This window comes from Cupriavidus sp. 30B13 (assembly GCF_049059565.2).
In the GTDB taxonomy this organism is placed as follows: Bacteria; Pseudomonadota; Gammaproteobacteria; order Burkholderiales; family Burkholderiaceae; genus Cupriavidus.
This window is the reverse complement of record NZ_CP188223.1, coordinates 832,566-843,074: the sequence shown is the minus strand read 5'-3', so window position 1 is coordinate 843,074 and position 10,509 is coordinate 832,566. Positions and strand designations below refer to the sequence as shown.

Here is a 10,509-nt window from a genome sequence, read left to right as displayed (position 1 = left end):
GTAAAATCCTGCCCTCGCACATGCCCCTGGAAGCCGCCGAGCATTGTTTCGGCAGGGCATGCCATTTTCATTTTTGCCTCGTTGCGGGCTGCCTTGCCGGCCCGCGCCAGTCTCTATCGTGCAAATCGGACCGCACCAGCTCCGCAACAACCTGTTCGTCGCGCCCATGGCCGGCGTGACGGACCGTCCCTTCCGCCAGCTCTGCAAGCGGCTGGGCGCGGGCTACGCGGTGTCGGAAATGGTCGCTTCCAATGCGCAGTTGTGGAAGAGCGAGAAGACCATGCGCCGCGCCAATCACACGGGCGAGGTCGAGCCGATCGCGGTGCAGATCGCCGGCGCCGAGCCGGCGATGATGGCCGAGGCGGCGCGCTACAACGTAGAGCGCGGCGCGCAGATCATCGACATCAACATGGGCTGCCCGGCCAAGAAGGTGTGCAACGTGGCCGCCGGCTCGGCCCTGCTGCAGAACGAGCCGCTGGTGGCGCGCATCGTCCGCGCGGTGGTCGCCGCCGTGGCCGAGGTCGATCCGCGCGTGCCCGTCACGCTCAAGATCCGCACCGGCTGGGACCGCCAGAACCGCAACGCGCTGCGCGTGGCGCACCTCGCGCAGGACGCCGGCATCAGCATGCTGACCGTGCACGGCCGCACGCGCGCCGACCTCTACAAGGGCGAGGCCGAGTACGAGACCATCGCCGCGGTCAAGGCGTCGGTCTCGATCCCGGTGGTCGCCAACGGCGACATCGACTCGCCGCAGAAAGCGAAGCACGTGCTGGCCGTGACCGGCGCCGACGCCATCATGATCGGCCGCGCGGCGCAGGGCCGGCCCTGGCTGTTCCGCGAGATCGGGCACTATCTCGCCACCGGCGCGCTGCTGCCGCCGCCGGAGGTGGCCGAGATCCGCGCGATCATGAACGCGCACCTCGAAGACCATTACGATTTCTACGGCGAGTTCACCGGCGTGCGCACCGCGCGCAAGCACATCGCCTGGTACACGCGCGGACTCGCCGGGGCCAACCTGTTCCGCCACCGCATGAACACGCTCGACAGCAGCACCGCGCAGCTCGCCGCCGTCAATGCCTTTTTCGACGAGCAGGCGCTGTTGTCGGACCGCCTGGTCTACGTGGACGAAGGCGCGGCCGGCCCGGGCGCAGACCAAGACGACCGCAACGAGTCGAACAACAACAAGAACGGGGAGTTGCTTGCCGCATGAGCCGCAACGCTATCGACCAGTGCATTCGGGACAGCCTGAGTGCCTATTTCCGCGACCTGGACGGCGAAGAGCCGTCGAACATGTACAACATGGTGCTCGAGGCCGTCGAACGGCCGCTGCTGGAGGCAGTGATGGCGCGCGCCGAGCGCAACCAGTCGCTCGCCGCCGCCTACCTGGGCATCAATCGCAATACGCTGCGCAAGAAACTGCAGCAGCACGGTTTACTTTGAAGCGTTCCCCACAGCCATGATCAAGCAAGCCCTCCTCTCCGTATCCGACAAGACCGGCATCGTCGACTTTGCCCGCGAGCTCAACGCGCTGGGCGTGGCGCTGCTCTCCACCGGCGGCACCGCCAAGCTGCTCGCCGAAGCCGGCCTGCCGGTCACGGAAGTGGCCGACTACACCGGCTTCCCCGAAATGCTCGACGGCCGCGTCAAGACGCTGCACCCCAAGGTGCATGGCGGCATCCTGGCGCGCCGCGACCTGCCCGAGCACATGGCGGCGCTGGCCGAGCACGACATCCCCACCATCGACCTGCTGGTGGTCAACCTGTATCCGTTCCAGCAGACCGTGGCCAAGGACGACTGCACGCTGCCGGACGCGATCGAGAACATCGACATCGGCGGCCCCACCATGCTGCGCTCGGCGGCCAAGAACCACCGCGACGTCACCGTGGTGGTGGACCCGGCCGACTACGCGCCGGTGCTGGCCGAAATGCGCGCCAACGCCAACAGCGTGGGCTACGACACCAACTTCCGCCTGGCCACCAAGGTGTTCGCGCACACCGCGCAGTACGACGGCGCGATCACCAACTACCTGACCAGCCTCGGCGCCGACAAGTCGCACCAGGCCCGCAGCGCCTACCCGCAGACGCTCAACCTCGCCTTCGAGAAGGTGCAGGAAATGCGCTACGGCGAGAACCCGCACCAGTCGGCCGCGTTCTACCGCGACCTCAAGCCGTTCGACGGCGCGCTGGCCAACTACGCGCAGCTGCAGGGCAAGGAACTGTCGTACAACAACATCGCCGACGCCGACGCCGCCTGGGAATGCGTCAAGTCGTTCGACGCCGCCTACGGCGCCGCCTGCGTCATCATCAAGCACGCCAACCCGTGCGGCGTGGCGGTGGGCGCCAGCGCGCTGGAAGCCTACGAGAAGGCCTTCAAGACCGACTCGACCTCGGCCTTCGGCGGCATCATCGCCTTCAACGCCGAGCTGGACGAAGCCGCCGCCCAGGCGGTGGCCAAGCAGTTCGTCGAAGTGCTGATCGCGCCGTCGTTCACGGCCGGCGCGCGCGCGGTGTTCGCCGCCAAGCAGAACGTGCGCCTGCTGGAAATCCCGCTCGGCAAGGGCGTGAACCAGTATGACTTCAAGCGCGTCGGCGGCGGCCTGCTGGTGCAGGGCCCGGACGCCAGGAACGTGCAGCGCGAAGAACTGCGCGTGGTGACCAAGCGCCATCCCACCCCGAAGGAAATGGACGACCTGATGTTCGCCTGGCGCGTGGCCAAGTTCGTCAAGTCCAACGCCATCGTGTTCTGCGGCGGCGGCATGACGCTGGGCGTCGGCGCCGGCCAGATGAGCCGCGTGGATTCGGCGCGCATCGCCAGCATCAAGGCGCAGAACGCCGGCCTGACGCTGGCCGGCTCGGCGGTGGCGTCGGACGCCTTCTTCCCGTTCCGCGACGGCCTCGACGTGGTGGTGGACGCGGGCGCTTCGTGCGTGATCCAGCCGGGTGGTTCGGTGCGGGACGACGAAGTGATCGCGGCCGCGGACGAGAGGAATATCGCGATGGTGTTGACTGGGACTCGGCATTTCAGGCATTGATTGGCCTGATTTGAGCGACGGGCGGTTTTTTTTTGGCCGCGTTGGCGTTTGAACCCAACGGCCATATGACATCCCCGCTGCGCGGGGCTGCCAGTCACTTTCTTTTGTCTGAAAAGAAAGTAACCAAAGAAAGCAGACCCCTTGCAGGGGGGCCGGGCGCTCAGACCTTATATCTGGTAGTGGTTTCGTGGTGCGGGCGTTGGCTTCGATGAGACTGCTGACGCTACCAGGTTGCTCGCCTACGGCATTGCGGATGGTGTTCGATTCGTGGTGGCGCTGCATGATGGCGTCGGCCCAGGCCCTTCAGGCTGCTGCCGCGACCGGGGCGCATGCACACGGCATAGGGACGGTGCTGGTTTCGTGATGGGCGCGGTGGCTCCGGCACGAGAGTACCCGCCGACACCCGCGCCCTGGGCCACCGCGCCCACCACGAAAACACGGGGATGCTATGTCGTGGCCGCTTGAGCCGGTAACGGCAGATGCCAGCTCAAGAACCACATCCACGCCCTGCCGCCACCAAAACACGGGCACCGTGCCAAGGGTCTGGCCCTCCGCCCAGGAGTCTGCTTTCTTTGGTTACTTTCTTTTCAGACAAAAGAAAGTGACTGGCAGCCCCGCGCAGCGGGGATGTCATATGGCCGTTGGGTTCAACCGCCAACGCCGCCGGCAAATCCTGAGTGACCAAGCCACACGGCATAGCCGCCGCCCACCTGACCACCCCGGCGCAACCTCACAAAGCAATGTCATACTGACACCCTCTCCAAGCCACGCGGCCAGATCGCAAGCAGACACCCCAAATCCCATGCGTATCCTCGGCATCGACCCCGGCCTCCGCACCACCGGCTTCGGCGTGCTCGAAAAGCACGGCAGCAAGCTCAGCTACATCGCCTCCGGCACCATCAAGAGCGATGGCGAGAGCGACCTGCCGTCGCGCCTCAAGACGCTGTTCGACGGCATCAGCGAGGTGGCGCGCACCTATGCGCCGGACTGCGCCGCGATCGAGAAGGTGTTCGTCAACGTCAACCCGCAATCCACGCTGCTGCTGGGCCAGGCGCGCGGCGCGGCGATCTGCGGGCTGGTGGGCCAGGGCCTGCCGGTGTTCGAGTACACCGCGCTGCAGCTCAAGGTGGCGGTGGTCGGCTACGGCCGCGCCAACAAGGAGCAGGTGCAGGAAATGGTGATGCGCCTGCTGAGCCTGAACGGCCGGCCCAGCTCGGACGCGGCCGACGCGCTCGGCGTGGCGATCTGCCACGCCAACGGCAGCAATACCCTGGGCGCGCTCACGGGCCTCGCGCCCGAACTGGTGCGCAAGGGCATGCGCGTGCGGCGCGGCCGGCTGGTCGGCTGATCAAGCGGGCCGCGCAAGGCCGCCGCCCCCGGGACCGCTTACAATCGGGCGGTTGCCTGCCCGAGGATGCCCATGTTCCGCCTGCCCGCCGACGTCCGTTTCCTTCGCGCTTCCTGGCGTGCGCACCATCCGCGCCGGCCCTCCCTGGCCGCGCTGCTGCCAGCGCTGGCCGCGGCGATCCTGGCCGGTTGCGCCGCGCCGCCGCCGGTGGCCACGGCGCCGGCTCCCGCCGCACCGCCGGCACCGGCGCCGGCCGCGCCCAAGGCCCTGGTGATCGGGCATCGCGGCGCCAGCGCCTTGCGCCCGGAACATACGCTGGCCTCCTACGCGCGCGCCATCGAGGATGGCGCCGACGCGGTCGAGCCGGACCTGGTGATGACGCGCGACGGCGTGCTGGTGGCCCGCCACGAGAACGAGATCGGCGCCACCACCAATGTCTCGGCATTGCCCCAGTTCGCCAGCCGCAAGCGCATCAAGGTGATCGACGGCGAGCGCCTGGACGGCTGGTTCACCGAGGACTTCACGCTGGCCGAACTGAAGACGCTGCGCGCGCGCGAGCGCATCCCGCAGCTGCGCCGCGCCAACGCGCAGTACGACGACCAGTTCGAGATCCCCACCTTCGACGAAGTCATCGAGCTGGTGGCCAAGGCCGCGCAGCGCGGCGGGCGCGTGATCGCGCTGTACCCGGAGACCAAGCATCCGAGCTATTTCCGCGGCATCGGCCTGCCGCTGGAGGAAAAGCTGGTGGCCACGCTGCGCGCGCACCCCTATACGCGCAGCGCGCCGGTGTACGTGCAGTCGTTCGAGAGCGGCAACCTGCGCGAGCTGCGCCAGCGCCTGGGCGCCGGCATGCCGAACGTGAAGCTGGTGCAGCTGATGGGCAGCGCCCGCGGCCGGCCCGCCGACTGGCGCCTGGCCGGCGACACCCGCACCTACGCCGACATGATGACGCCCATCGGCCTGCGCGAGGTGGCCAGCTATGCCGGCGGCATCGCGCCGGAGAAGTCCAGCGTGGTGCCGCGCGACGCCAACGGCAACCTCGGCACGCCTTCCGCCCTGGTGCGCAACGCCCATGCCGCCGGGCTGCTGGTGCATCCCTATACCTTCCGCCCGGAAAACAGCTTCCTGCCGCGCAACCTGCGCACGGGCGGCGACGATGCCGCGCGCAGCTCGGGCGGCATGGTGCGGGAGGTGCAGGCCTTCCTGGCCGCCGGCATCGACGGCTTCTTCACCGACGACCCGGCGCTGGGCCGCCGCGCCGTCGACACGCAGGGACGCTAGCCGGCCGCTCGGCTACACTGGCGGCCACTTTCGCTTTCGCCGCACACACCAGACACCATGATCGGACGCATCGCCGGCACCCTCATCGAGAAGAATCCCCCGCACCTGCTGGTCGACTGCCACGGCGTCGGCTACGAGATCGACGTGCCGATGAGCACGTTCTACAACCTGCCCGCGGTGGGCCATCCGGTCACGCTGCTGACCCAGCAGATCGTGCGCGAGGACGCGCACCTGCTGTACGGCTTCGGCACCGCCACCGAGCGCAATGCCTTCCGCGAGCTGATCAAGATCACCGGCATCGGCGCGCGCATGGCGCTGGCCGTGCTGTCGGGGATGTCGGTCGGCGAGCTGGCGCAGGCCATCACGCTGCAGGAGGCCGGGCGCCTGACGCGCGTGCCGGGCATCGGCAAGAAGACGGCCGAGCGCCTGCTGCTCGAGCTCAAGGGCAAGCTCGGCGCCGAGCTCGGCCATGCGCCCGGCAGCGCGCCGGTGCACGACAACGCCGTCGACATCCTCAACGCGCTGCTGGCGCTGGGCTACTCGGAGAAGGAAGCCGCGCTGGCCATCAAGCAGGTGCCGGCCGGCACCGGCGTGTCGGACGGCATCAAGCTGGCGCTGAAGTCGCTCTCCAAGGGCTGAGCGGCCGCGGCGGACCCCGGCAGGCGCTGAGCGGCCCCGGCAAAGCACCGGGCGCCCGGCCCGCAGGGGCTACAATCGAGCCACTTCGTCCGTAGCACATCCATGATCGAAACCGACAAGCTGGTCCCCGACCGCGGCAGCGACCGCGTGATCGCCCCCACCACCGCCTCCCCCAACGAGGAGGCCTTCGAGCGGGCGCTGCGCCCCAAGCTGCTCGACGAATACGTCGGCCAGGAAAAGGTGCGCGGCCAGCTCGACATCTTCATGCACGCCGCGCGCAACCGCCGCGAGGCGCTCGACCACGTGCTGCTGTTCGGGCCGCCGGGGCTGGGCAAGACCACGCTGGCGCATATCATCGCGCGCGAGATGGGCGTGAACCTGCGCCAGACTTCCGGCCCGGTGCTGGAGCGCCCGGGCGACCTGGCCGCGCTGCTGACCAACCTGGAAGCCAACGACGTCCTGTTCATCGACGAGATCCACCGCCTCTCGCCGGTGGTGGAGGAGATCCTGTATCCGGCGCTGGAGGACTACCAGATCGACATCATGATCGGCGAAGGCCCGGCCGCGCGCTCGGTCAAGCTGGACCTGCAGCCGTTCACGCTGGTCGGCGCCACCACGCGCGCCGGCATGCTGACCAACCCGCTGCGCGACCGCTTCGGCATCGTCGCGCGGCTGGAGTTCTATACCGCCGAGGAGCTGGGGCGCATCGTCACCCGCTCGGCGCAACTGCTCAATGCCCGCATCGACCCGCTCGGCGCGCTGGAAATCGCCCGCCGCGCGCGCGGCACGCCGCGCATCGCCAACCGCCTGCTGCGGCGCGTGCGCGACTTCGCCGAGGTCAAGAGCGACGGCACCATCACGCGCGCCACCGCCGATGCCGCGCTGGCCATGCTGGACGTGGACGCGGTCGGCTTCGACCTGATGGACCGCAAGCTGCTCGAGGCGATCCTGCACAAGTTCGGCGGCGGCCCGGTCGGCGTGGACAACCTGGCCGCGGCCATCGGCGAGGAGCGCGACACCATCGAGGATGTGCTGGAACCGTACCTGATCCAGCAGGGTTACCTCCAGCGCACACCGCGCGGGCGCATGGCCACCGCCGCCGCCTACCTGCACTTCGGCCTGGCCGCGCCGGGCGGCGAGGCCGAGCCGGCGCCCTGAGCGAAGGCGGCCCCGCCGCGGTGCAGCAGCCCCCGCGTTAAATACTTTCGTTCGCCGCAGACAATTCTTTCGTCGCGCATTGCTGGCGGCTGCCTGTTTGTCCACAATGACTTAGCTCCGGCCGCCGCGACGCGGTGCCGGCCTGGCGCTGCATGCCGGGCGGCCGGCCTGATTCGTTCCTGACAGGAGAGAACACATGAATCGACGCCAGTTTGTGACCCGGATGGCGGGCTCGGGCCTGCTCGTGGCCACCGCCTTCACCGCAGGCTGCACCACCACGGGCACCGATGCGCCGACCGATGCGGCGGCCAAGAAGCAGGAAATCGACGCAGGGGCGGACGGCGCGCTCAACCGGCTCTACAGCACGACCAGCAGCGCGCGCGAGCTGGCCGCGCGCGCCCAGGGGATCCTGATCTTCCCGCGCGTACTGTCGGCCGGGCTGGTGATCGGCGGCGAGTACGGCGAAGGCGTGCTGCGCTCGCGCGGCGCCCCGGTGGGCTACTACCGCACCACTTCGGCCTCGGTGGGCCTGACCGCGGGCGGGCAGTCCAAGGCGGTGATCATCATGTTCATGACGCCCGACGCCTACAACAAGTTCGTCAACAGCAGCGGCTGGACCGTCGGCGCGGACGCCAGCGTGGCGCTGGCCAAGATCGGTGCCAACGGCTCGATCGACACCAACACCGCCCGGCAGCCGGTGATCGGTTTCGTGCAGACCAACGCCGGGCTGATGTTCGACGTCTCCCTGGACGGCTCCAAGATCGGCAAGCTGAACCTGTAGGAACCTGCGGACCCGCGCGGGCCGCTGCGGGCGGCGACGCGGCGGCGGCATGGCTGGCATAATCGCCACACCGCCGCCCCTGGAACCGCCATGACCACGTCGACCGCCACGCCCGGCCATACCGGGCGCGTCTACCGCTACTACGATCTCGTGATGGTGGCGTTCGTCACCGTGCTGCTGTGCTCGAACCTGATCGGCGCGGCCAAGGCGGCCCAGATCACGCTGCCGCTGATCGGCCCGGTGACCTTCGGCGCCGGCGTGCTGTTCTTCCCCATTTCCTACATCTTCGGCGACGTGCTGACCGAGGTCTACGGCTACGGGCGCGACCGCCGCGTGGTGTGGGCCGGCTTCGCCGCGCTGGCCTTCGCCACCTTCATGAGCCTGGTGGTACTGGAAATGCCGGTGGCGCCGTTCATGAGCGATTACCAGAAGAGCCTGCAGGACGTGTTCGGCAACACGTGGCGCATCGCGCTCGGCTCGCTGATCGCGTTCTGCTGCGGCAGTTTCGCCAACAGCTACGTGCTGGCCAAGATGAAGCTGTGGACCGAAGGCCGCTGGCTGTGGACGCGCACCATCGGCTCCACGCTGGCCGGCGAGCTGGTCGACTCTTCCCTGTTCTACGTGATCGCCTTCTATGGCGTCTGGCCGCTGGAGAAGGTGATCCAGGTGGCGATCGCCCAGTACATCCTGAAGACCGGCTGGGAAGTGGTGATGACGCCGGTCACCTACAAGGTGGTGGGTTTCCTCAAGCGCGCCGAGCGCGAGGACTGGTACGACCGCAATACCGATTTCACGCCGTTCCGGCTGCGCGTGTAAGGCTGCGCGCCGTGCCCGCGGCTAGGGCACGCGGCGGTCCACCTCGTCCAGCGTGAGGTCCTGCAGGTGGGCCACGTCGGCCCATTGCATCACGGTCAGCCGCTGGCTGTCGCAACGCAGGCGGTTGATGCTGGCATTGAGCAGCTCGTGCTGGCGCGGCGCTTCCAGCGTCATGTCGTTGGCCTCGCGGTAGAGGCAGTCGAGCACGCCGCCATGCGCCACCAGCGCGATGCGCTCGCCCGGATGGCGGCGCGCCAGCGCCAGCGCGGCTTCCACCGCGCGCTCATGGAAAGCCAGCAGGGACTCGCCGCCTTCCGGCGCGTAGTCCGGCACGCGCGCCTGCCAGCGGGCGAAATCCTCGGGCGAATTCTCCGCCACCTCCGCGTAGGTCCTGCCCTCGAGCGCGCCGTAGCAGCGCTCGCGCAGCCGCGCGTCGGGCCGCACCGTGGTGCCGAGCGCCTCGGCCAGCGGCGCCGCGGTCTGCATCGCGCGCGACAGGTCGCTGGCGTAGACCGCGTCGATGGGCTCGCCGGACAACGCCTGCGCCAGCGCATCCGCCTGCGCCACGCCGGTGGCGTTGAGCGGGATGTCGAGCTGCCCCTGCAGGCGCCGCTCGCGGTTCCAGGCGGTCTCGCCGTGGCGGATCAGGATCAGGTGGGTGAAGGCCAGCGAATGCGGCCCGGGCAATTGCGACATGCCGTTTCCTTTTCTCTTCCTTGCGTTTGCCGGCGCGCCCCGCCGGCATGGCCGGCAGCGCGCGCGGCCTCGCGGCCTCGCGGCCTATTGCGCCAGGCCGGCCAGCTTCGGGTTGAGCGTGTAGGTGCCGGTGATCGCCGCCTGCGCCAGCACGTGCCCCCGGATCGCCTCGCGCACCTGCGCGCCGGTGAAGGTGCCGTCGAGCGGCAGGCGGTCGATGTCGAGCGCGTAGACCGTGAACACGTAGTGGTGCAGCAGCGCGTCGTTCCACGGCGGGCAGGGGCCGTCGTAGCCGTAGTAGTCGCCCTTCATGTCGGGGTCGTTGGCGAACCAGCCGGTGTAGTCGTTGAGGCCGTGGCGCAGGCCGCCCGCGGCCGCGGTGCCGCCGGTGGCCTCGGGGCCGGGCTTGCCGCGCGCGATCACGCCGTCGCTGTGGCTGCCCGCGGAAATCGAGCGCAGGCCGGGCGGGATGTCCACCAGCACCCAGTGGAAGAAGTCCACGCGCGGCAGCGAGGCCGGCACCTCGCGGCCTTCCTGGTTGACGTCGTCGCCGCGGCTCGGCACGTCCGGGTCGTGGCAGATCAGCACGAACGAACGCGTCTCGGCCGGCGCCTCGTCCCAGTGCAGGTCGGGATTGCGGTTGGCGGACAGCGCCACGTGGGCGGCGGGGTCCATCGCGCCGAAGGCGAACTCGACCGGAATGGGCCCGTTGTCGCCGAATGCCTTGCTCCAGATCTTCATGTGTCTCTCCTTGCTGGT

Annotated in this window: 11 protein-coding genes; 9 read left to right on the top strand and 2 right to left on the bottom strand. The window is 69.1% G+C overall.

The window, feature by feature from the left end:
• The first annotated feature begins 118 nt into the window (after nt 1-118).
• The 9 genes from dusB to ACKI2N_RS03945 all read left to right on the top strand — a co-directional run bounded on the left by dusB (nt 119) and on the right by ACKI2N_RS03945 (nt 9,054).
• Nucleotides 119-1,210 (top strand): tRNA dihydrouridine synthase DusB, encoded by a 1,092-nt coding sequence (gene dusB / locus ACKI2N_RS03985; RefSeq protein ID WP_420995970.1) that lies wholly within the window; start codon nt 119-121, stop codon nt 1,208-1,210.
• A complete protein-coding gene (locus ACKI2N_RS03980; protein ID WP_017225335.1) occupies nt 1,207-1,440 on the top strand; it encodes a Fis family transcriptional regulator in 234 nt (77 codons plus the stop codon). Before dusB ends, ACKI2N_RS03980 begins: the two co-directional genes overlap by 4 nt.
• A gap of 16 nt (nt 1,441-1,456) precedes the next feature.
• Nucleotides 1,457-3,031 carry a bifunctional phosphoribosylaminoimidazolecarboxamide formyltransferase/IMP cyclohydrolase gene (gene purH, locus ACKI2N_RS03975; protein WP_420995969.1) on the top strand — a complete coding sequence of 525 codons (1,575 nt, stop codon included), beginning with the start codon at nt 1,457-1,459 and terminating at the stop codon, nt 3,029-3,031.
• An 802-nt stretch (nt 3,032-3,833) separates the two neighbouring features.
• The gene (ruvC, locus tag ACKI2N_RS03970; protein ID WP_420995968.1) at nt 3,834-4,379 is read left to right on the top strand and encodes a crossover junction endodeoxyribonuclease RuvC; all 546 of its coding nucleotides are present in this window, start codon (nt 3,834-3,836) and stop codon (nt 4,377-4,379) included.
• A gap of 72 nt (nt 4,380-4,451) precedes the next feature.
• Complete coding sequence (locus tag ACKI2N_RS03965; RefSeq protein WP_420995967.1) at nt 4,452-5,660, top strand: glycerophosphodiester phosphodiesterase; 1,209 nt, start codon at nt 4,452-4,454, stop codon at nt 5,658-5,660.
• Between the two features lie 57 nt (nt 5,661-5,717).
• Nucleotides 5,718-6,299 carry a Holliday junction branch migration protein RuvA gene (ruvA, locus tag ACKI2N_RS03960; RefSeq protein WP_420995965.1) on the top strand — a complete coding sequence of 194 codons (582 nt, stop codon included), beginning with the start codon at nt 5,718-5,720 and terminating at the stop codon, nt 6,297-6,299.
• 102 nt (nt 6,300-6,401) lie between these two features.
• Nucleotides 6,402-7,457 (top strand): Holliday junction branch migration DNA helicase RuvB, encoded by a 1,056-nt coding sequence (ruvB, locus tag ACKI2N_RS03955; RefSeq protein ID WP_420995963.1) that lies wholly within the window; start codon nt 6,402-6,404, stop codon nt 7,455-7,457.
• Nucleotides 7,458-7,653: 196 nt separating this feature from the next.
• Nucleotides 7,654-8,238: a BPSL1445 family SYLF domain-containing lipoprotein gene (locus ACKI2N_RS03950; RefSeq protein ID WP_420995961.1), complete on the top strand. Its 585-nt coding sequence runs from the start codon at nt 7,654-7,656 to the stop codon at nt 8,236-8,238.
• 90 nt (nt 8,239-8,328) lie between these two features.
• Complete coding sequence (locus ACKI2N_RS03945; RefSeq protein ID WP_420995959.1) at nt 8,329-9,054, top strand: queuosine precursor transporter; 726 nt, start codon at nt 8,329-8,331, stop codon at nt 9,052-9,054.
• A gap of 21 nt (nt 9,055-9,075) precedes the next feature.
• Here the strand turns inward: ACKI2N_RS03945 and ACKI2N_RS03940 are convergent, their stop codons facing one another.
• Both ACKI2N_RS03940 and ACKI2N_RS03935 read right to left on the bottom strand, forming a co-directional pair.
• Entirely contained in the window at nt 9,076-9,750 is a 675-nt protein-coding gene (locus ACKI2N_RS03940; RefSeq protein WP_420995957.1) for a histidine phosphatase family protein, read from the bottom strand.
• Nucleotides 9,751-9,834: 84 nt separating this feature from the next.
• A complete protein-coding gene (locus tag ACKI2N_RS03935) occupies nt 9,835-10,491 on the bottom strand; it encodes a YbhB/YbcL family Raf kinase inhibitor-like protein (protein WP_420995955.1) in 657 nt (218 codons plus the stop codon).
• Nucleotides 10,492-10,509: the final 18 nt, after the last annotated feature.